Origin of the sequence: Duffyella gerundensis (assembly GCF_001517405.1) — a bacterium.
Classification (GTDB): Bacteria; Pseudomonadota; Gammaproteobacteria; order Enterobacterales; family Enterobacteriaceae; genus Duffyella; species Duffyella gerundensis.
Genome location: NZ_LN907827.1, coordinates 2,623,932 through 2,648,264, shown reverse-complemented (window position 1 = coordinate 2,648,264; position 24,333 = coordinate 2,623,932). Strand labels below are relative to the sequence as shown.

General features: G+C 59.8%; 7 protein-coding genes. 3 read left to right on the top strand and 4 right to left on the bottom strand.

Going from position 1 to position 24,333, the window contains the following annotated elements:
• Window positions 1-40 precede the first annotated feature (40 nt).
• The 3 genes from rcsB to EM595_RS12200 are packed head-to-tail and all read right to left on the bottom strand — an operon-like array spanning window position 41 to window position 4,523.
• On the bottom strand, window positions 41-694 hold the full coding sequence (gene rcsB, locus EM595_RS12210) for a response regulator transcription factor RcsB (protein ID WP_067432366.1): 654 nt from the start codon (window positions 692-694) through the stop codon (window positions 41-43).
• A 1-nt stretch (window position 695) separates the two neighbouring features.
• Window positions 696-3,353, bottom strand: a complete 2,658-nt coding sequence (rcsD, locus tag EM595_RS12205; protein ID WP_067435443.1) for a phosphotransferase RcsD — start codon at window positions 3,351-3,353, stop codon at window positions 696-698.
• A 24-nt stretch (window positions 3,354-3,377) separates the two neighbouring features.
• Complete coding sequence (locus EM595_RS12200; RefSeq protein WP_231938706.1) at window positions 3,378-4,523, bottom strand: MFS transporter; 1,146 nt, start codon at window positions 4,521-4,523, stop codon at window positions 3,378-3,380.
• Window positions 4,524-5,308: 785 nt separating this feature from the next.
• Between EM595_RS12200 and EM595_RS12195 the strand changes: the two genes are divergently transcribed.
• Window positions 5,309-20,749, top strand: a complete 15,441-nt coding sequence (locus tag EM595_RS12195) for an Ig-like domain-containing protein (RefSeq protein WP_067432360.1) — start codon at window positions 5,309-5,311, stop codon at window positions 20,747-20,749.
• A gap of 124 nt (window positions 20,750-20,873) precedes the next feature.
• Here EM595_RS12195 and EM595_RS21245 read toward each other — a convergent pair whose 3' ends face one another.
• Complete coding sequence (locus EM595_RS21245) at window positions 20,874-21,170, bottom strand: hypothetical protein (RefSeq protein ID WP_162265767.1); 297 nt, start codon at window positions 21,168-21,170, stop codon at window positions 20,874-20,876.
• Between the two features lie 10 nt (window positions 21,171-21,180).
• Between EM595_RS21245 and EM595_RS12190 the strand changes: the two genes are divergently transcribed.
• The gene (locus tag EM595_RS12190) at window positions 21,181-22,620 is read left to right on the top strand and encodes a hypothetical protein (RefSeq protein ID WP_067432357.1); all 1,440 of its coding nucleotides are present in this window, start codon (window positions 21,181-21,183) and stop codon (window positions 22,618-22,620) included.
• A gap of 354 nt (window positions 22,621-22,974) precedes the next feature.
• Window positions 22,975-24,333, top strand: a complete 1,359-nt coding sequence (locus tag EM595_RS12185; protein WP_082691663.1) for a TolC family outer membrane protein — start codon at window positions 22,975-22,977, stop codon at window positions 24,331-24,333.

Sequence of the window (24,333 nt, the reverse complement as noted above, 5' to 3'; positions counted from 1 at the left end):
GCGACATCACTGTCGCCTTTTGTTTGCCACTAAGGGCAGGTTACTCTTTGTCTGCGGCTGGCGTGGTGCTGACCGACGACAGGTAGTTGAGCAGGGCGATATCGTTATCAACGCCCAGCTTCATCATGGCCGATTTCTTCTGGCTGCTGATGGTCTTGATACTGCGGTTCAGCTTTTTGGCAATTTCCGTTACCAGGAAACCTTCGGCAAACAGGCGCAGCACTTCGCTCTCTTTTGGCGAGAGACGCTTGTCGCCGTAGCCACCTGCGCTGATCCTTTCCAGCAGTTTCGCCACGCTGTCCGGCGTGTACTTCTTGCCTTTCTGCAGGGCGGCCAGGGCTTTAGGCAGGTCGGTTGGTGCGCCCTGTTTCAGCACGATGCCTTCGATATCGAGATCCAGCACGGCGCTAAGAATTGCCGGGTTGTTGTTCATGGTCAGAACAATAATGCTGAGGTCGGGATAGTGGCGCTTGATATATTTAATCAGCGTAATGCCATCACCGTATTTTTCGCCTGGCATCGACAAATCGGTGATCAGTACATTGGCGTTAAGCTTGGACAAACTGTTAATCAGTGCTGTTGAGTCTTCAAACTCACCTACAACGTTGACCCATTCAATCTGTTCCAGTGATTTACGAATGCCAAACAGAACGATTGGATGGTCATCGGCAATAATTACATTCAAATTATTCATCTTATTGGTTACCTTGCTGCAGCAGTTGATTGACATAGGCGTCAATATTACTGGTGGTATTTTTAATGTTTGAATCGTCACACTTTTTAATGTGTTCTTCTAACGTTTCACATAGCTGCTTGCCTGGGACCAGATTGAGCATGGCAAACACGCCTTTCAGGCGATGCGCTGTCTGAGCAAGCGAACTGTAGTCATTGTCCGCTGACTCAGTATACAATCTCTTGACATCAACCGGTACTGTCTCGACAAATAGCTGGTAGTAACCACCGCCAAGCAGCGGCGTTAACTCTTCTTGCTCCGGCTCCTCTTCAACCTCGCCCTGTGACAGTTGCTGTTCAATCAGCGTTAACAGTGCATCCTGCAAGGCGCCACTGAGGTTGAAGTTCACCCGGTACTGATTATCAGACAGGCGCTGATAACCCTGTTCATAGCCATCAAGCAACAGCGACCATGGCACCAGCTTTGTCGGATCGTCAGTGATTAACACGTCGTGATCCTGACCGGAAAACCGTTCATCGGGCGTAATACAGTTGGCACCCCAGTTTTCCAGCTGATGACACACAATCTTGCGCACATCATCGACGGCAATTTCAATCAGCGCATTCACGCCTTCGAGCAGTTTCTCTTCCTGCTGCTGCTGGTGTTCCAGCGGCAGGTTGAAATGCATGGTGTAGCGGCTGCCAATCTCCTCTTTTGCCACGATCTCCAGATGACCGCCCAGCTGTTTACTGAGCTGCTTACAGAGAAAGAAGGCGAGCCCGGACGCCTGGCCAAAGCGGTCCTGCGCGGTTTCACCGAGGAAAGGAAAATCAGCGTTACCCAGTTCATCTTTGCTCAGTCCGGCACCGGTATCCACCAGCGTCATGGTTAAGCGATCGGGACGCGCCTCGGGAGACTCAACATTGAGCGTGATTTTGCCCCAGTTAGTGGTGGTCAGCGAATAGTGCATCAGCGTGGCCAGCACTTTGCGGATCGAACGGCGATCGCCGAAGCGCACTTCATCGCTGTTGAGATGGTTGTTCACCAGCAGCGTTAAGCCTTTACGGCGAACCTGCGGCAGCAATTCAAGGGTAATCTCGTCCAGCAGCGCCTGCAAATTGAATGAGGTAGCATCCGGCAACCAGTCATGGGTTTCCAAACGATTCAGCAGCACGATATCGTCCACTAAACGGGCCAGCGCCTGATTTTCCTCAACCACTTCCTGCAGCGCATTGTCCTGACGGGTCTGGTTCAGCTCTTCCAGTTTGCTGGCTACCCGCTCCAGCGGCTGATTCAGCGCGTGGCCCAGGTTAAGCAGCAGCTGCTGACGCATCTGATGATTGCGATCCAGCACCACCTGCGCCTTCTGCAGCTTCTTATTCACCAGCAACTCGCGATCCTGATCGCGCATCAGGAAAAGCTGCGTATTGGGCGAATAGACGCTGCGCGCATGGCGAATCTCATACACTTCATTATTCACTGTGGCCTGCAACACGCCCTGATGCTGATCGGACATATTGATAATCTTTTGCAGATTAAGGTGCGGCAGCAAATGCTCAGCGATTTTATTGCTGATAATGGTGCGATTGCTGGCAAAGTCATAAACCAGCAGGCCCACCGGCAGGCTGGCGACGATCTCTTCGTTCAGCACGCGCAGGGAATCGAGTTCGGCGGTTTGATTCTCGCTGGGACGCAGCGACTGCTGGCGCAGCAGAAACAGGCCCGCCAGCGACAGCAGCATTAGCAAGAAGCTGGCCAGCAGTGGCCAAAGCAAATTATGCAGCGTATCCAGCACCAGGCTGGTCAGCGGAATGCGGTACACCAGCTGCAGCGGCGTGGTGGAGAGCGAGGCGGAAATTTCCAGATTCGGGTTCACCAGCGCAATCTGAGTATTTTGCACATCGCCATCGGAATCGGCGTCGGTGTTTGAACTGGTAGCGCTATCCTGGCGCAGCTGGAAGTTCTCCAGCGGCATGTTGCGCGGCACCAGATCGTTCATCGGCAGATCGAAGGCCACCACGGTGGCGAGATGTCCCGGCTGATTAAAGGTGGTGCGCACGGTGAAGTAGTTGTCATTTTGCCAGGCGAAGCGGCGCAGCGGGGAGAAGCTTTCGCGCTCGTCCAGCGCGTTGGCCTGTTGCAGCATTTCGGCACGTCGGGCGTCGACCAGCGTGGTCACCGCGCTCTCTTTAAAGCGCGTCGCCATATCTTTCAGCGGCAGGGTAGAGACCATGATCAGGCTGTTGTCCTGGCCATTAAGAAAGTACATCGACCAGGTGCCGTTCTCAGCGCCCCACAGCGTATCAAGATAGTTCGACATACGCAGCGTCATATCCAGCGTGCTGCTGTCATGGGAGCCAAAAATCAGCGCTTCGGTTTTACGCCGATTCTTCTCAAGATAGTAAACGTCAGGACGCAGACGCGTCTCCTGCAAGCTTTCTGGCGGCGTGCCCGCAGCGCTGGTGGCAAGATTTTCATAGATTTGCCAGGTGGCAAAACGGTAGGTGTCGATGCGCTTCTGCACCGCATGGGTGATATCAAGCATGGCGTAACGTTTCGCCGTCAGCCATGCGCCCACCGAGTTATGCACCATAAAGCCGATAGTCAGCAACAACAGCAGATTGAAGATCACAAAGAAGCGCGTGATGTTGCCCGACGTGAGCGGAAACTTATATGGCACCATAGCAGTAAGTGACACCTGAAATTAACGTGTAACCAGCCTGGCGCTGGCAGCCACAACCAGCAGCAATAGCGCAATCAGGCTAAATGCAATGCTCAAACTGAGCCACTGGGATATATACCCGATCAAAGCGGGACCTGTGAGAATACCTGTATAGCCGATGGTTGTCATGGCCGAAATCGCCAGGTTTGCTGGCATCGTTTTCTGCGCCCCTACCGCGGTAAACAGCATCGGCACCGTATTGGCCAGGCCAAAGCCCACCAGTAAAAACGCCAGCAGGGCGATTTGCGGCTGTGGCAGCCAGACGGCCAGCGCAATGCCCAGCGCCGCCAGACAGCATCCACTGACCATAACGCTGTAGCGACTGAAGCGTTTTACCACGCGATCGCCGGTCAGGCGGCCAATGGTCATCGCCACAGAAAAGATGGCGTAGCCAAGCCCGGCCTGCGCCACGGGCAGGTCACGCGTCTGGATGAGCAGCAGTGCGCCCCAGTCCAGCACCGCGCCCTCCGCCAGAAAAAGGATAAAGCAGAGCAGGCCGAGAAACGCCACCCAGCCGCGCGGAATCACAAACAGCGGCGTGTCAGATTGATGAATGCGCTCATTAAGCAGATGCGGCAGGCTAAACACCATCAGCAACAGCAGCATAACAATGATTACGCCAATCGCGGCAACCGGCGTCAGGCCGACCCACAGCAGCAGGCTCACCGCTCCGGCACCAATAATGCCGCCCAGGCTGTAAAACGCATGGAAACCGGACATCATCGGCCGGTCGGCCTGCTTTTCTACCTCAACTGCCTGAAAATTCATGGCGACATCCAGCGTCCCCAGACCGGCGCCAAACAAGGCCAGCGCCAGCGCCAGCATCCACGGCGTCGGCAGAATGGCCAGCAAAGGCAGCATCATCATGATCAGCAGGCTGGAACAGAGCATGGTGTTTTTACAACCGAAGCGGGCCACCAGCCAGCCGGTCAGCGGCATGGCAATCAGCGAGCCGGCACCCAGAAACAGCAGCAGCGAACCCAGCGAAGCATCGCTGACGCCCAGCCGTTCGCGCGCGAAAGGCACCAGCGGCGCCCATGCCGACATGCTGATCCCCGCGACCAGAAAAACCGCACGTGTCGCACGCTGGGTCGCCAGAGTGTGGGTATTATTCCGTTTTGCATCCATCAACATTCTGTTATCTCTGACATCAGGGCCATCTGGCGCGCTTTTATACCATAATGGCGCTACTTTTTGAACGATACGTCGCCTGCGAAAGCACTGAAATGCAGCGGTGACGGGCGAATAAGAGTTTAAAAAGCACGTTTTACTGCGCATCAACCTTAAGGTCGCTGTTTTTGCGCCTTTACCAGATGAAGAGCGCGCTTTGACTTAAGTCAAATGGCATTAATGCTTTTTACTCAACAGGTTATTACGCTATGAGACGGCAATATTATGGACGCCTGATGATAAAAAGCCTGCGCTTATGTGCAGGCAGTCACGAATTCAGGTGAAATATTTTCATTGCTCACCGCACGTCACTACTTCTTCCGCACGCCGTTTCGGCCGTTTATTCCCACAGCAAACTACGCCGCTAAGTCAAATTCTTTGCGATAAATCAACCAATTAGCGAACTAAATAAGCAATTAATTTAATGGTTTTAATTAATAAAGATCACCATTATTTAACAATTTGATTTGTATGTTTTATCCAATCGATAAATATTGTTTGCAATAAAGGCGCGTTTTTTCCTTAATATCTTGAAACAAGTGCAGCGATAAAAACAACTATCTCACCATTTTATAAAGAATTTTCTTCATGGCTTGCAGGCCGGATGCCTTTTCTGACACCAGGTTAATCGACTTAACGACATCAGTCATTCGCAGGTTGCTTCTTATGAAAGCGACAGATTGGTTTATGTATTAAGAAAAAATTGATTGCCACCACAGGTGTTTAGACAAGGGGTTGTAAAAATGGCAGAGCTGAATGAAGGCCTGGTTGACATTCTTTCGCGTGACAGTGGCGAACTCATTTCTCAGTCAAACGGTGGGCTGTCACGCAGCGTACTGCTGAGCGAACCCAGCGTGGTGCGCGTCAACGGCACGCGGGCGATGGTGACGGAGTTTGAGCGGCAGGGTAACGACCTGATTCTGCATATGCGTGATGGCAGCGTGGTGCGCTATCAACAATTCTTCTTCGATAACGCGGAGGGCGAACACAGCGAACTGGTGTTCGACGATGGCGTCAATCCGCAGGATCACGCACTGTTTCCGGTGACCAATGAAGCGGTTGATGCCACCACCGCCATGACGTTAACCCCTGGTTATGAATCCCTTGCCAGCGTTGAACCGCTGCTGCTGGCCAGTGCTGATTACTCCACCGGTGTGATTACCGCCAGTGGTATCGGTGCGCTGGGCCTGATTGGCGCCGCGGTGGGTGTAGGCGGAGGCGGCGGAGGCGGTGGCGGGGACGACGATAATCCGGCTCCGGCTCCGGCGCAGCCCACTATCGCGCTTAACGCCTTTGCCGGTGATAACGTGCTCGATAATGCGGAAAAGCTGAGCGATCAGGCGATCTCCGGCACCACCAGCAACGTCGCCGCCGGACAGATTGTCACCGTTACCCTTAACGGCCAGAATTATCAGGCCGTCGTTGCGGCTGACGGCAGCTGGAGCGTCACTGTGCCCCCGGCCGCGCTGCAGGCCATTGCCAGCGGCAGCGCCACCATCGGCGTGTCGGTCAGCAACGGCGCCGCTACGGCAACCCTTGATGTCAGCGTGATCGCACCGGTCGCCGGACAGCCGACCATTGGTATCAATGCTTTTGCCGGTGATGACCTGCTGGACAACGGTGAGAAGCAGAGTGCGCAAACCCTGAACGGCACCACCAGCAATATCGAAGCAGGGCAGACGGTCACCGTCACGCTCAACGGCCAGAGTTTTAGCGGCACGGTCGGCGCAGACGGTAACTGGAGCATTACGATACCGGCAGGCACGCTGGCCGCACTTAATGCAGGCACCGCCACCTTTACCGCCACGGTCAGCAATCTGGCGGGCACCGTTTCATCGTCTAACCACAGCTTTACCGTGGCGGAAACCCCGACGCCAGGCCAGCCGGTTATCGCTATTGATACCTTTGCCGGTGATAACGTGCTGGATAACGGCGAAAAGCAGAGTGCGCAAACCCTTAGCGGCACCACCAGCAATGTGGAAGCGGGACAAACGGTCACCGTGAGCATTAACGGCCAGACCTTCAGCGGCACCGTGGGCACCGATGGCAGCTGGGGCATCTCCGTGCCTGCTGCCACGCTGAGCGCGCTGGCTGCGGGCAACGCCACGTTTTCCGCCAGCGTAGCAAACGCAGCAGGTACGGCGGCTAACGCCACGCTGACGGTTGATGTCGCCGCACCAACCGTCAACAACGATGCCATCACCATTACCGAGCCGCTCAGCGGTGACGGCTATCTTAACGCCAGCGAAGCGAGTGCTGGCTTAACGGTCAGCGGCATCACCAGCGGTGACATCGCACCGGGCAGCACCGTCTCGCTGTTATTCAATAATCAGCTTTACAGCGGCACGGTTAACCCGGATGGCAGCTGGAGCGTGCAGCTTCCGCCTTCGGCCTTTACCAATGCCGCCGATGGCCCACAAACGCTCACCGTCAGCGTCACCGATGCCAGCGGCGCCGTCATTTCCAGCCAGGCATCGCTGAACCTGGCGATTGACAGCCAGCCCCGCGTGGTGCTGAGCGATTCCGTGTTTGCCGATAGCACGCTGACCGCCGTCGAAGCCGCCAGCGATCAGCAGTTGCAGGGCCAGGTCGGCCCAGGCCAGCGCGTAGTGGTACGCGTGGCAGGTCAGGATTATACGGCTACCGTTGCAGGTGACGGCAGCTGGAGCCTGAGTATTCCGTCGGCGGTGTTGCAGGGATTACCAGCGGGTGCGAATGCTATTCAGATCACCGTCAGCGATGTCGCCGGTAATCCGCCATTTATTGAGACGCTGAATTTCAACGTTCCGCCAGCAACGCTGCCGCCGCTGCTGATTCAGCAACCGGTGGCGGGCGATGGTGTGATCAACGCCGCTGAGCAGGGCGTGCCGCTGGAGATTAACGGCAATGTGCCAGCAGGCAGTACGGTCACGGTCGTGCTGAACGGGCAGACAATCAATGCCGTGGTCGATGACGCGGGTAACTGGACGGCCACCATACCGGTCAGCACGCTGGGCACGCTGACCAACGGCAGCAGCTACGATCTGGTGACCACCGTCACCGACAGCACCGGCAACACGACCAGCCAGACGGTGCCGCTGAGCGTGAATACCACGCCGCCCGAAGCGGTGACGGTAGCCACGTTCGCCGGAGACGGCACGCTGAACCAGAGCGAGTTAGCGCAACCGTTAATCCTCAACGGCCGCGGTACGCCGGGTGATGATGTCAGTGTCACCCTCAATAACGTCCCTTATCGCACCACAGTTAATGACGACGGCAGCTGGTCTGTAGAGATTCCGGTAGCGGATTTAGCCGCGCTAAGCGCAGCCAGCTATGACATCGTGGTGGTAACCAGCAATGCCGCGGGTAACAGCAGCAGTCAAACCCTTCCGCTCACGATCGACACCGCGCAGCCGACGCTAACGCTGGATACCATTGCGCAGGATGGTACGGTCAATGCCAGCGAACAGACCCAGCCGTTGCTGGTTAACGGCACCGGCAATCGCGGCGATACCATCGCCGTTACGCTGAATAATCAAACCTATAACACGGTGGTCAGCAACGACGGCAGCTGGAGCCTCTCCATTCCTGCCTCCGATCTGGCTCAGGTGCCCGCGGGCAGTCAGCTGCTGACGGTGATCGCCACCGATGCCGCAGGCAATACCAACGTCGACGATACCTCGCTGCTTTTTGACCGCACGCCGCCGGTGGCCTCGGTTAATCCACCGGGAGATAACGGCTATTTTGGCGTTGATGATGAAGATGCGCCGCTGGTCTTCACCGGCACCGGTTCCGCAGGTGATACCGTCACCGTGGTGCTGAATGGCAAGAGCTATACCGACACCGTAGCGGACGGCGGTGCATGGACGGTGACGGTGCCCGCTAACGATGTGGCACAGTTGCCGCAGGGGGTTAATCCAGCCACCGTAACGGTAACCAATCCTGCCGGTAACAGCATCACCAGCAATACGCAGATCACGGTGGAAACCGCGCCTGCGCTGCTGCCGACGCTGACCATCGATCCCTTTACCGGCGATGATAAGATCAACGGTGCCGAGAAGGGCGTCGATCAGCAGATCACTGGCTCCACCACCAATGTGCAGCCGGGCCAGACCATTACTGTCACGCTGAATGAAATCGATTACACCACTACCGTTCAAACGGGCGGGCTGTGGAGCGTGCTGGTTCCCGCTGCCAATATGGCCAACATTGCCAGTGACGGTACGCTCAGCGCGAGCGTGGTGAATCTGGCAGGCAATGTTGCCAACGCCAGCGCGGACTACACGCTGGATACCAATACCACCACGCTGTCGATCAACACCATCGCCGGTGATAACGCCATCAACATTGCCGAGGGCCAGGCACCGATCGCCATCAGCGGCAGCAGCGCCGGACTGGATGCCGGTAGCGCGCTGACCGTTAACCTCGGCGGCGTGAACTATGACACCACGCTCAATGCCGATCTCAGCTGGACGGTGAATGTACCGGCAGCGAATATCGCCGCGCTGGCTCAGGGCGCGCAAACGGTAACCGTGACCGCAGGCAATGTGACCAACACGGCGGTGGTGAACATCGCCACCGCGCCGCTTGATCCCGCGGCGATTACTACGCCGTTGGGCGGCGATGGCGTGCTGAACAGCAGCGATCTCACGGAAACGCAGGCGCTCAGCGGCACCACCGGGCTGAATGGCGCCGGACAGGCGGTCACCGTCACGCTAAACGGCACCGATTATCAGGCCGTGGTCACGCCAAACGGTGAATGGAGCCTGCAGCTGCCGCCATCGGCGCTGCAAGACCTGCCGTCAGGCAGCATCCCGCTGACGGTGACCCTGACCGATGCGGCGGGCAACAGCAGCACGCTAAATGACAGCGTCACACTGGATACCAGTACGCCGCTGCTGACTATTAATACCATCAGCGGCGACGATCTCATCAGTGCCGCCGAAAGTGGCAGTGCGCTGTTGCTCAGCGGTAACGCCACGCCGGGCAGCACGCTAAATCTGCTGATCAACGACGAAAACTACCAGCCGCTGGTGGCCGCCAACGGCAGCTGGAGCCTGAACCTGCCTGCGGATACGCTGGCTGGTCTCGCGGACGGCAGATACGATGTCACCCTGACCGCCATCGGTGCCAACGGCAACAGCAGCAGCCTCAGCCGACCTTTCACTCTCGACACCACGCCGCCAGCCGTGAGCCTCAATCCGCTGGCTGGCGACGACGTGCTTTCTGCCAGTGAACAGGCACAGCCGCTGACTCTCAGCGGCACTGGCACCGCGGGCAGCAGCGTCAGCGCTACGCTCAACGGCACAACCTATACCGGGGTAATCGACAATACGGGTCAGTGGCAACTGACGGTGCCGGTCAGCGATCTGGCAGCGCTGAACAACGGCAACTATCCGGTTGCGGTGACGGTCAGCGATGCGGCTGGCAACAGCAGCAGCGAAACCCGTAATCTGGTGGTGAATACCACGCCGCCGCCGCTGAGCGTCGATCCGGCGGGCGGTGACGGCGTCCTGAACCGCAGCGACATCAGCCAGCCGTTGCAGCTGTCAGGCAGCGGACAAAACGGTGATGACGTTACCGTCGCCCTGAACAATAAATTTTACTTTGCCCGCGTCGGCAGCAATGGCCGCTGGTCGCTGCAAATCCCGGCCAGCGATCTGGCCGTTTTGCCGGACGGTAATAATCCGCTCACCGTGACCATGACCGACGCAGCCGGTAATCAAACCGTTCAAACCAGTAATTTGCTGGTGGACGCGGCCGCAGATAATCAACCGACCCTGACGATGAATATTACCGACTTTGCGGGTAATGGCGTGGTTGACGCCGCCGAGCAGCAGCAGCCGCAAACGCTGACCGGTACCACCACCAACGTCGAAGCGGGGCAAACCGTTACCCTCAGCCTGAACGGTGAAATTTACAGCGGCGTGGTCGCCGCCGACGGTAGCTGGAGCCTGGTGGTGCCCGCAGCGGCACTCAGCGGACTGGGCAACGGCAGTCAGGCGCTGACGGTCAGCGTCAGCGACAGTGCCGGTAACCGCGCCGACAGCAGTGCCACCTTCACCGTCAACACCACCGCCAGCGGTATCGCGCTGGCGCCGATCGCCGGTGATAACTATATCAACGCCGCCGAGCTGAACCAGCCGCTGATCGTTGGCGGCAGCACCAGCAACGTGGCGCCGGGTACGGTGGTAACGGTCGCATTCAACGGCCAGAGCTTCAGCGCCACTGTCAATGCGGATGGCAGCTGGAGCACCACCATTCCAGCTGCTGCGCTCGGCGGCCTGGCCGATGGTCCGCTCTCGTTCACCAGCAGCGTGGTCGATAACAACAACGTCACGCTGACCAACAGCAGCACGGTTAATCTGCTGACCGGCGGGCCTTCGGCTGCCGATCTCAACCCCGCCTTTGGCGACGGCGCGCTTAACGCGGCGGATATTGCTGGCGCCGGTATTATCAGCGGCAGCACCGGCGTGGCGGGCATTGGCCAGAGCGTTAGCCTGGTGCTTGGCGGCGTCACCTACAGCGGCAACGTCGACGCCGCGGGCAACTGGCAGGTTAGCGTGCCTGCGGCCGATCTCGCCGCGCTGCCGCAGGGCACTCAGCCTTACAGCGTGACGGTCAGCGATATCGCTGGCAACACGGATACCAACACCGGCGGCAGCGTGCTGGTGGATACCGTCGCGCCGGTGCTGGTAGTGGCAACGCCGGGCGGTGATGGCGTGCTCAATGCGGCCGATCTCGGCCAGCCGCTGCTGTTGAACGGCACCAGCGAACCTAACAGCAACGTGGTTGCCGTGGTTAACGGTACGCCATACAGCGTAACGGCCAGCGGCGACGGCAGCTGGTCGCTGTCGGTGCCGGCGGGTGCGCTGAACGGCCTCGCCGACGGCAGCTACACCATTCCGGTCACCGCCACCGATCTGGCGGGCAACGTCACCACGCAAACCAGCAGCATCACGCTGAAAGCCACGCCGCCCACCGTGACCCTTAATCCGTTTACCGGCGACACCGTTGTTGATGGCGCAGAGCTGCAAAGCAATCAGCTGCTCAGCGGTACCACCAGCAACGTTGAGCAGGGCCAGACGGTCACCGTAACCCTGAACAGCGGTCTCTACAGCGCGGTGGTGCAGGCCAGCGGCAGCTGGAGCGTACTGATCCCCGCCGCCGAACTGCAGGCGATCACCGGTAACAGCGCCACCATCAGCGCTGCGGTCAGCGACAGCGCAGGCAATACCGCCAGCGCCAGTCAGTCGATCACGGTTGACACCTCGGTCGCGGGCCTGTCGTTTGATGCGATCGCCGGTGATAATTACCTCAACGCCAGCGAAGCCGGTCAGGCACTCCTTCTCAGCGGCCGTGTGGAGAATCTGCCCAACGACGCCACGCTGTCACTGAGCTTTAACAATCAAACTTTCCCCATCACCTTTAACAACGGCAGCTGGAGCACGCTGATTCCGGCCAGCAGCGTCGCTGGTCTTGCCGACGGTCCGGCTACCTTGATCCTCACCGCCAGCGATGCGCAGAACAATGTGCTGGTGAGCAGCAGCAGCGTGCTGAACGTGCTGGCTACCGCACTGCCGACGCTGGCTATCGACAGCGCCTTTGGCGACGGACAGCTTAACGGCAGCGAGCTCACCAGCGCGCAGACGCTGAGCGGCACCACCGGCGTCAGCGGCGACGGCCAGAGCGTCACCCTGACGCTGGACGGCGCGCTTTACACCGGCACGGTGGATGGCAACGGCAACTGGCAGGTCAGCGTACCGGCCACGGCGCTGGCGGCGTTAGGCGACGGTAGCACTGACTACAGCGTGACGGTGAGCGACGCCGCGGGCAACAGCAGCAGCGATACCGGCGCCCTGGTGCTGGATCGCGTGCCGCCGACGCTGACGATCGATCCTATCGGCGGTGACAATGCGATCAACGCCAGTGAAGCCGCGGCGGCCATTACGCTGAGCGGCCGCTCTGATGCGGAAAGCGGACAGCCGGTAACGTTAACGCTGAATGGACAAACCTACAGCACCACCGTCAATAACGATGGCAGCTGGTCACTGGATCTGCCCGCAGGTGCGCTGGCGGGCATTACGTCCGGCAGCTACCCGCTGGCCGTCAGCGTCGCCGATGCGGCGGGCAACGTCACCAGCGTCGGACGGGATATCACCGTGGCCGTGGATGCGCTGGCGCCCTCTATCGATCGACCGTTCAGCGATGGCTATCTGAACATCAGTGAGGCGGCCGTCGAGCAAACGCTGAGCGGTAACACCGGCATTCGTGGGCCGGGGCAAACGGCGGTGATCGAGCTGAACGGTACAAGCTCGCCGGTAACGGTCAACAGCGACGGCAGCTGGTCGCTCACCCTTGGCAGCGACGTGTTGAGTAACCTGCCGGAGGGGGCGAATAGCGTTACTGTCACCACTACCGACAGCGTGGGCAACACCGGCACCGCCAGCAACAGCTTTACCGTTGATCGCACCGCGCCGACGTTGACGATCGACCCGATCGGCGGCGACAACCGGCTGAACGTGCTGGAAGCCACGCAGGACGTGGTGATCAGCGGCACTGCCTCGCTGGCGGATGCGGGCCAGCCGGTAAACGTCACGCTTAACGGGCGCAGTTTCACCGCGCAGGTACTGGATGATGGCAGCTGGAGTGTGATCGTACCGGCGGGCGTGATGCAGGGCGCGGCGGATGGTGCCTACACCGTAACCGCCACGCTGGCGGACGTTGCGCTTAACAGCACCACGCAAACCGCCACGCTGACGCGTCAGGCCGATCCGGCAAATCTGCCTACGCTGACCCTCGATGCGCTCAGCGCCGACGGCTATATCAATGCCGTTGAGGCGGGCAGCGATCTGACTATTCGCGGTGGCGGTGCGCAGATCGCCGGGCGCGAGGTCAGCGTCACCTTTGGTGGCCAAACCTATCTCACCACCGCGGATGCCAGTGGCAACTGGCAGGCGACCGTACCGGCCGCCGATCTGGCTCTGTTGCCGGATGGCGCGCTAACCGCTGTCGCTACCGTAACCGATGCGGCAGGCAATCCGGCCAGCAGCACCGCCAACGTTACGTTACTGGCCAGCGCCGCCTCGCAGCCGTTGCTGCTGCTCGATGCGATCGCCACCGACGACATCATTAACCTGCAGGAGTCGACTAGCCCGCTGACGATTAGCGGTGACAGCGTGCAGCTGGCGCAGGGCACGACGGTGACCGTCACCCTGAACGGCGCCGATTATTCGGCGATTATTGATGCCAATGGAAACTGGAGTGCGACGGTGCCGGCATCGGCGCTGGCAGCGCTGCCGCAGGGGGCGTTAGTGGTCAGCGCGACCGCAACGGGTACAGGCGGCAACGTCGCCACCGTTGACCGCGACATCAGCGTTAATACCACGCCGCCGCCGATTGACGCCACCGCGCCTGGCTTCGACGGCACGCTAAACCTGGCGGATGCGCTGGCCGGGCTGACGCTGACGGGCAGCAGCGATGCCGATCAGCCAATCAGCGTGCAGCTCAATGGCAAAGTGTATGACACCCTTGCCGACGCCAGCGGCAGCTGGACGCTCACCGTACCGGGTGCCGATCTGCTGTTGCTCGCCGATGGCGCCCAGCAGCTAACCATCAGCGCCATTGACGCGGCGGGCAATACCAACACGCAAACTGTTGATTTCACAACGGCTCTCACGTTACCGACGCTGAGCATCGATCAGCCGTTCGGCGATGGGTTGTTGAATCGCAATGAAGTCGAAACGTCACAAACGCTCAGCGGCGTGGCAACCGGGCTGGCGTCAGGTACGCCGGTCACCGTCGCGGTGGGCGAACTTAATTTCAGCGGCGTGGTGGACAATGAAAACCGCTGGAGCGTGACGCTGCCCGCCAATGCGCTCAGCGCGCTGGCCGACGGCGTGGTGTCGATCGCGGTCAGCGCTAACGATGCTGCGGGCAATCCGGCAACCAGCAGCATCAGCAGCGAGCTGCTGACCCGCAGCGTGCCAACGGTTACCATCAACCCGGTGTTTGGCGACAATGCGCTGAATGCCGGGGAAGCGCAGGTGCCGCAAACCATCAGCGGCTCCACCGGCGTCAGCGGGGCGGGCCAGAGCGTTACCGTTACCTTTAACGGCGCAACGCTGCCGGATGCCACGGTGGACGAGAGCGGCAACTGGAGCGTGACGGTTTCGCCAACGCTGCTACAGGAAGCAGGCGACGGCACGGTTAATGTGCAGGTCACGGCGCAGGATCGCGCAGGAAACAGCGGTCAAAACAGCGCACTGGTAACCGCCATCACCGAAGCCACGCCGATCGCCTCGATAGCACAGCCCGCGGGCGACGGCTATCTGAATGCGGCTGAGGCGACGGCAGGCATTGAGCTACGCGGCAGCACCGGCCTTACCGATCTCGATCCCAGCCGATTGCCCGCGGTGGTGGTTAGCCTTAACGGCGTCGACTACACGGCGGTGGTTAACGCGCAAACCGGCGACTGGAGCGTAGCGCTGGACGCCGCCACGCTGCAGGCGTTGCCGGACGGCACGCTGCCGGTAACGGTCACCGTCAGCGATATCACCGGCAACGTTTCTGTAGAGAGTGATGCGCTGCAGGTGCTGCAAACAGGCCCGGATGCCACCATCAGCTTACCGTTTGGCGATGGCGCGCTGAACGCCACGGAAGCGCAAATTACGCAAACTCTTGTTGGCTCTACCGGCTCGGTGGGCGCAGGGCAACAGGTGCTGGTGACCATTTCCGGCTTTAACAATGGCGTAGCGCTGCCCGCCAGCGTTGACGACAACGGTAACTGGAGCCTGGCGCTGACGCCAGCGCAGCTGAGCACGCTCAGTAACGGTGAGCACACCATTACCGCCACCGCAACCGACGTTGCCGGCAACAGCGATGTTGCCACGCAGGCGATCATCACCGGCGTAACCGTCTCGCCGCCAACCGTCACCGGTAACGCGCTGTTTACCGACGACGTCATGAATATCGCTGAGGCGGCAAACGGCACCACGCTGACCGGCAGCACCGGCAGCAGCGGCGCCAATCAGGCGGTGCGCCTGACCATCGACGTCAACGGCACTAATTATCCTGGCACCGTCGATGCCAACGGCCAGTGGAGCGTGATCATTCCGCCTGGCGCGCTGAGCGGGCTGAGCAACGGCCCGCATACGCTAAACGTCATTGCCACCGATGCGGCGGGCAACACCGTCACGCAGCCGTTTACCTTTACCGCGGCGCTGAGCGCACCGGTGCCGGTAGTTGATCCGGTTTCGGACAACGGTTACCTCAATGCTGCCGATCTGGCGGAGGGTTTGGTACTCAGCGGCACTACCGGCAGCAGCGGGGCTGGCCAGTCGGTGAGCGTGAACTTTAACGATCAGACCTACACCAACGCGACGGTAGATGCTGACGGCAACTGGCGTCTGGCCCTGACGCCAGAGCAGTTAACCGGTATCGATGATGGCACGTACAACTTTACGGTGCAGGCCACTGATGGCGCGGGCAACACCGCCAGCGTGGGCGGTCAGGCGCTGATCAATGTCTCGGTGCCGGTGGTCAATATTGATGCCTTCACCGGTGATAACGCACTGAACTATGGCGAAAGCATCGTCTCGCAAACCCTGACCGGCAGTGCAACCGGCACGGAGCCGGGTTCGACGGTGGCGATCACCCTGAACGGCGAGACGCTAACCACCCAGCTGGCGGCTAACGGTCAATGGAGCCTGACACTGACGCCACAGCAGATGCAGACGCTGCCGTCGTTGACGACGGTACAGGCGGTGGTCACCGATCCGGCGGGCAATGTCAGTGAACCCGCGTCGATAAACGTCAGCGTTGATCTTACCCCGCCAGCCGGGCCGCTAATTACGCTGGCTCCGGTCACCGGCGACAACATTATCAACGCCGGTGAGAGCGGTGATATCACGCTGAACGGTACGTACAGCAACCTGACCACGGGCAGCGACATCAGCGTAGCGGTAGGCGGTACGAACTATATCGCCACCCTTGATAATAACGGCGGCTGGACGGTAACGGTGCCCAACAGCGCCTTTGCCGCCGACGGCAGCGTGCCTGTGGTGGTGACGACGCCGGGCCTTGATGGCGGCACGGTTACCACCACGCAAGCGGTGCTGGTGGATCGCACGCCTTCTGTGCTGACCATCAACCCGGTTACCAGCGATAACGTGGTCAGCGGCAGTGAAGCGAACTCCGCTGAAATCAGTGGCACCGCATCGGTGAGTGAAGCGGGCCGGGCGGTGGCGATTACCCTGAACGGCGTGAATTACAACGCCTTTGTGCAGGCGGATGGTCGCTGGTCAGTGGCCTTACCGGCCGCTGACGTGCGGGCGCTGGCGGACGGCACTCAAACCATAACCGCCCAGATCGGTGATGCAGCGGGCAACGTCACTAACGCCACGCGGGATTTCTCCGTCGACCAGAACGCACCGCTGATCCTGGTGAACGCCTTCCTCGGCGATAATCTGATCAACGCGGTGGATACCACCGTTGATCAACTGCTGACCGGCAGCGCACGCGGTGCGGAAGGGCAGACCATCAGGTTGTATGCGGGCGATGGCAACCCGATTGCAGAGGCGCTGGTGCAGGGCGATGGCAACTTTACGATTACCTTAACGCCGCAGGTATTGAGCGGTCTGAACGACGGCGCGCTGGTGTTCGGCCTGCGCGTGGCTGACCTCGCGGGTAACGCCACCGAGGCGACGCTGAACGTCAATAAAGTGGTCAATGCGGCGCTGGATCTTACCGTGGATCGGCTGTTTGGCGACGGTGCCCTGAATGCTGTTGATGCAACGCTGGCGCAGGTGATCACCGGGACGGTCGCCTCGGCGGGCATTGGCGCCACGGTCAGCACCACCCTTGCCGGGCAGACGCTTAGCGCCGCGGTGGGTCAGGATGGCCGCTTCTCAATTGCTATCCCACAAGGATTGCTTACCACGGTGCCGGACGGTTCGCTGGCGGTGAACGTCACCGTCAGCGACGCTGTTGGTAACACCGCGACGGCAGGCGCCACCGCGCAGGCGATCGTTAACGCCGTGCCGGTGATCGGCAGCCTGAACGGCCTGCTCACCGGCGATAATCTGCTGAGCGTGGCCGAAGCCGCCGCCGGACAAACCATCGGCGGCGTGGTACAGGCGGCGCAGGGTTCACAGCTAACCGTGACGCTCGGCACGCGCACCTACAACACTACGGTTAACGCCGGTGGCGTCTGGAGCCTGGCTCTGCCCGGTGCCGATCTTACTTCACTGCTCAACGGCCCGCTGACATTGGGCGTGCGCGTGGTGGATCCGGTCGGTAACGTGGCGCAATCCTCGGTCGATGTCGGCATTTTTGCCCAGCAGCCCACCATCAACATCAGTTCGGTGTTTGGTGATGGCGTGCTTAACCTGGCGGATATCGCCACCGGCCAGATCATCAGCGGCGTGGTCAATAACGTCGCGGCGGGCAGCGTGGTCACGCTAAATGTCGGTAACAGTCAGCTCACTACGACGGTTGGTCAGAACGGCGCCTTTAACCTGACGGTGAATCCTGAAGTGCTGAGCACGCTGGCACAGGGCAATTTAATCGTCAGCGCCAGCGTCACCGATGCGGCTGGCAATACTGCCACCTCGCCACAGGTCGGTTTCCGCGTCGATACGCTGCTGCCGACGGTCTCCATTGACCGGCTGTTTGGCGATGGCCTGCTTAACGTCGCCGATGCGCTGATTAATCAGACCATCAGCGGCGTGGTAGGCAACGTCGAGCCGGGTGCACGGGTGGTGGTGTCGATTGCCGGTCAGCAGCTGGTGACCACCGCCGCGCAGAACGGCAGCTACAGCGTTGTGCTGACGCCGGCCATTTTGCAGGGCATCGCGGACGGCAATCTGACGGTGGGCGTTAGCGTGACCGACAGCGCAGGCAACACCAACAGCGCCACCGCCGGTGCGTTGGTCGGCATTCACAATCCGCCAGCGATTACCCTGGCGCCGCTGTTCGGCGACGGGGTGCTAAACCTGGTGGAATCGCTGGTTACGCAAACCGTCAGCGGCACCATCGCCAACGTGCTGCCCAATACCGAAGTGCGGATCAACATTGGCGATACGGTGATTCGGGCGGTCACCGATGCCAACGGCGCCTTCAGCGCGCAGGTGGCGCCGTCGGTGCTCTCAACCCTGCTGAATGGCAATATTACCGTGGGCGTTTCCGTTACCGACGCGGTTGGCAATACCAGCAGCAGCAATGTCGGCGTACAGGTTGGCATCGCCAATCAGCCAACCCTGACGCTGAACACGGTGTTTGGCGATGGCGTGCTCAGCGCGGGCGATCTGGCAAATAACCAGACCATCAGCGGCGCCAGCACCAATCTCAACGCCGGGGCCAGCGTGAGCGTCACCCTCAACAACAAGGTTTATACCACGCAGGTCACCAGCGGCGGCGGCTGGACGTTAAGCGTGCCGAAGGCCGACCTGGCGGCGCTGGCCAACGGCAACCAGGCGGTGAGCGTCCGCGCCACCGATGCCTATGGCAACGTCGCCAGCGGCAGCAGCAGCGTCAGCGTAATCAGCAACACACCGCCAGCGGTGGCCATCACTTCACTGTTCGGCGATAACGCACTCAGCGTGGCGGATGTGAAAACCAGCCAGACCATCAGCGGCACCGCCAGCAACGCCGAAGGCTCAACGGTAACGGTGCGCATCGGCGCCACCAACTACACCAGCACGGTCAACGCCGCAGGCAACTGGAGCATCACCGTGCCCGCCGCCTCGCTGGCAGCCATCGCTGACGGCAGCTATAACGTCACCGCCAGCGTGACTAACTTCGTCGGCAACAGCGGCAGCAGCAGCGCCGCGCTTAACGTGGTCAGCCATTCAACGCCAACGGTGGGCCTGAATACTTTCTTTGGCGGTGACGGCTATCTGAATATTGCCGAAGCCAACACGGTGGAAACCATCAGCGGTACCTCAACCAACGCCATTGGCGGCCGGGTGGCGGTTAATGTCGGCGGCACCACTTATACCGGCAGTATTGGCAGCAACGGTACCTGGAACGTCAGTCTGCCTTCCTCGGCGCTTAAGGCGATCAACGACGGCAGCCAGACGCTGTCGGTCACGGTCACCGATGCCGGCGGCAATACCGCCTCGGCCAGCCGCGGCTTTACCGCGCTGTCGCACAACACGCCGCTGGTTGGCGTGGATCCGGTGTTGAGCGTGGTGACCTCGCTGCTGACCGGGCTGTCGGTCACCGGCGGCACCGCTAACGCCGCGCAGGGATCGACCGTACGACTGACCTTGCTGCTGCCGAACGGCAATCCGGGGCCAACCGTTGTTACCACTACCGATGCGCTGGGTCGCTTCGGCGCGGTCTTCACACCGCAGCTACTCTCGCTGCCGGGATTGGGGCTCTCGCTGACCACGCTGGTGCGCGCGCAGGTGATCGATGTGGCGGGCAACACCAGTACCAGCACGGCAACGTTGCTGTTGGGTTCGCTGCTGGCGCTGAACGGCACCGGCACCAGCACGCTGGCGGCATTTGCAGCAGACGATGGGCTGGTAGCAGCGGCCTCCACCGAGGGCAACAACACGCAAAACGGCGAGGCGCACACCTTTGCCGCGCTGTCGACCAAAGCTGCGGTGGCCTCAACGCTGGTGGCTACCACGGATGAACAGAGCCACAGCAGCGTTACCGCCGACTCGGGCACGGCAGCCGCTGCTCCTGCGGCGCTGGCTGAAGATCAGGGCTATACCATCGGTGGCCTGGTGCTCACGCTGGCGGATGGAACGCAGCAGGAGGGGCCATCGGTAATTGGCAGCAGCGGCAACGACCAGGTGCTGCTCAACGATCTGAATTTTGATCATATCGATGGCGGCGCGGGTACCGATACGCTGGTGCTGAACGGCGACCACATGACGCTGGATCTCACCGCGCTGGGGCTGAAAGTTGAGCATATCGAAGTGCTGGATCTCGGCAAAGCGGGCACCAACGGCGTGAAGCTCAATTTACAGGAGGCGCTGAGCATCACCGACAAGCCCGCTGACGATCTGCTGATCAAAGGCGATAACGGCGGTCAGGTAACGCTGGCCAACGGCGACGGCGTGTGGGGCACCGCGGGCCAGCGTACGATTGATGGTCATCTCTATGACATCTACCATAACTCGGCGCTGACCAGTGATAACACGCTGGGCGATGTGCTGGTGCAGCATAACCTGCAGGTTCACGTGGTATAAGCAACAGAGCGGGGCAAAAGCCCCGCTTTTTATAAGGAATATTTATTAGTTTACCTTATCTGCTATCTCTCTGACTCTCCTTCCTTTTTTCCTGCTCCTTCGAGATATCCCCGTCTCAAAATCGTTACAGCCATTTTTTAGGAATAATGACACTGGTCTTGCCCACGGTGCAGCGGTAGCTTACGGCACCAGTCAGGCCTGTGAGCGCAAGCATCAGACGCCTGGAAGTGAAAATAATCACTCTGGTAATGATTGGCACTAAAAGTGCTGACTGACGATTTGACGCGCCTTTCCGCGTTACGATTTGTAACTCTTGAACACCAGGAAATCTCAGCGATCCCGTTCGCTGAATGGCTCGCTCACGTCTAAAACTTAACTGCTGTTTATGTTTTTCAGAGCGAAACTTCTCTTTGGTTTTCACGAGGTACTTTATGTCTACAGTTAAAACATCACGCCAGCACCGCCAGGTCCGCGATGCGGCAACCCTTAACGCTGCCGATACGCTGCTGCCGGAAACGCACAACGTGCAGCCCGTCGTGGTTGAACCGCTGAATCTTTCGTTTTCTACCGCTACCGCCGATACGCTGTCGCTGAGCAGCCTGTATGCCGCCGGGCAGACCGCGGATACCGCGCTGCCCACCGCGACGCTTTATTCCGCCAGCGGGCTGGTCAGCCCGGTTGGCATCGCCGCAGAGAGCACGCTCAGCAGCGCTCCAGCGGTAAGTCATACCGCTGTGGCGGCCACCGACGCCAGCCATGGCGTGGTACACGCAGCAACGGTGAACACGGCTGCCAGCCTGACCATGGATGCGGTTTCTGGCGATAACGCGGTGAGCTATCAGGAAGGCATTTATGGCCTGGTGTTTACCGGCCATGCCAGCGGGCTGGCGGCGGATACGCCACTTAGCGTGACGCTGGGCGGTAAGCACTTCGACAGTTTCGTCAACGCTGACGGCAGCTGGCACGTCTCTCTCAACGATCAGCAACTGGCAACGCTCAGCGACGGCGTTTATTCTGCGGTGGTCACGGCGACCAGCGCCAGCGGCCAACTGGTCAGCGCCAGCAGCAACGTCACGCTGATCACCCATCTTGCCAGCATCCCCAACGTCACCTTCGATAATGTCACCAGCGATAACGTGATCAACATTGCTGAATCGCAGCAGGGTCTGGTGCTCACCGGCCACCTCTCCACGCACAGCGCGCCGGGCCAGAGTTTGACCATCGCCTCGGCGGGCGGGCTGGACAGCATGAAAGAGTATGCCGCCACCATTCACAGCGACGGTAGCTGGAGCGTGGCGATTCCGGCGGCGGATATGGCGAACTTCATCGATGGCGACGAACACCGTCTGGTGGCGACAACCAGCGACGCGGCGGGTAACCACAATCAGGTCAGCTTTGAATTCAGCACCCAGTTGCAGCTGCCTGAAGTCTATTACGAGCTGGATATTGGCGGCGATCTGACCCTGAGCCATCAGGAAGCGCAGCACGATCTGAGTTTCTACATCGACGGCGTGCAGAGCATCGATATCAACGGCAAGAGCTACACGCCCACCGATGGCATGGTCACTGTGCCTTCTGCTGATTTGCTGGCGCTGCCGGATGGCCCGGTTAACGCCACCGTTCATCAGGCGGATAGCTACGGCAACAGCGCTACGCAAACATTGAGCAACTTTTTTACCGCTGCTACTCACGGCACGCAGGCTGCACACACTCTGAGCGCTGCCGACCTCGGTTTGCAGCACACGGACAGCAGCCACGCTGCGCTAATGGGCGATGCTCAGCACAGTGGTGACACAAGTTATTATCAGCCCGTCTCCTCGACGCTGGCGGATCTGCTGACCGAACAGCATATTCAGGCCACGCTGATTTAACGCGACTGACGGCGACACCCTCGCCGTCAGGGTTAAGTAAAACTGTATGTTTTTTGACAATGACTCGCGCGTTATGCGCCGGTTAATTCCGTAAAGTGTCATGCGTGAACACAGATAAAGCGCTATAACATCGCGTTACCGATTTTTTATTAACACTTTCCGATCGTCTGCGGTTGCGCTGATTCATGCTGAAGTATTAATGTAGGTAATGCGTTTAACAGGATACTAACATGCCCGGTTGGCCTGACAGGCGGTCAGGTTTCGAATCGGGTGAGCATGTTCAGAAAGGCCGTTGCCTTTCTGGCAGCCAGGTAAAAAAACCAACAAAAATAACATCGCGGGATGTGATACCACATGATCAACAGACTGTTTGCCTGCTGCTGCCTGGGCGCGCTGATCTGCGCGTCGGCTCAACCGTTACTGGCCGCAACAGAACCTAAAGCAGAGTTCAACTGGCGCGCCGCGCCGAGCGAGGAGCAAATAGCCTCGCTGACGCTGCGCCAGGCTATCCTCAGGGCCTTTGCCCGTAATCCCAAAATTGCCGAAGCGGCGGCGCAGATCCATGTCAATGAAGGCGATCTGGATGCGGCGAAAAGCGCCTGGTATCCGCAGATTTCGTTGCAGGGTTCTGGCGGTCGTTCTCATCAAACGGACTCGTCCGGCAGCCTGAATAACAGCGGCTCCGCGGGCGTCACGCTCAGCCAGCTGCTGTACGATTTTGGTCGTACCGGCGGCGCCATCGATGAACAGTACGCGCTCTCTGACGCCTACCGGTTCGCGCTTTACGACACCATGACCACCGTCGGCCAGGATACCTTACAGGCCTATCTGCAGGTGAAGCGCTATCAGGCGCTGGTCACCGCATCGCAGAGCAATGTGAAATCGCTGGAGCACGTGCGCGATATCGCCAAACTGCGCGCCGATGCCGGCCTCAGCTCGCAGTCAGACGTACTGCAGGCGGAAACGCGCATCGCCGGTATGCACGCCACGCTGGAGCAGTACCGCGCCCAGCAACGCTCGGCGCTGGCGCAGCTCACCGTGTTAACCGGCGTGGTGCCGGTCACGCTGCCGGAACTGCCCGAGGCGCTACTTAAACAGCAGATTACGCTGGATAAAATTGGCTATCAGGACAGCGCGGCGGTACGCAGCGCGCAGGCGAAACAGATGGCAGCGCAGCAGCGTATCAAGCAGGCCAGCTCTAATCACTGGCCGACCATCAAAGTGCAGGCGGGCCGCACCCGATATGAGAACGACAGCCGTTCATACTGGGACGATGAGCTGCAGCTGCAGGTGGAAGCGCCGCTCTATCAGGGCGGCCTGGTCAATGCCAAAACGCGTTCGGCAGAAGGCGAACGCGAAGCGGCACAGGCGGCCATCCAGCAAGCCAAACTCGATATTAATCAACACGCCTCTACCGCCTATGCCGACATGATCGGCGCCCAACAGCGTCAGCAGGCGGGCGAAGCTCAGCTGGCCAGCGCAGAACATACCCGCAACGTCTACGCCGATGAGTACAAGCTCAGCAAGCGCAGCCTGAACGATCTGCTCAGCGTAGAGCAGGATGTTTTTCAGGCGGACAGCATGCGCACCAGCGCGCTGTATGACGGCTGGGATGCCACGGTTCGTTACGCGGCGGCGGTCGATAATCTGCTCGATATCATGGGCATCGATCGTGAAAAGAGCAGCGGCACCACTTTACCTTCGCTGAACTAA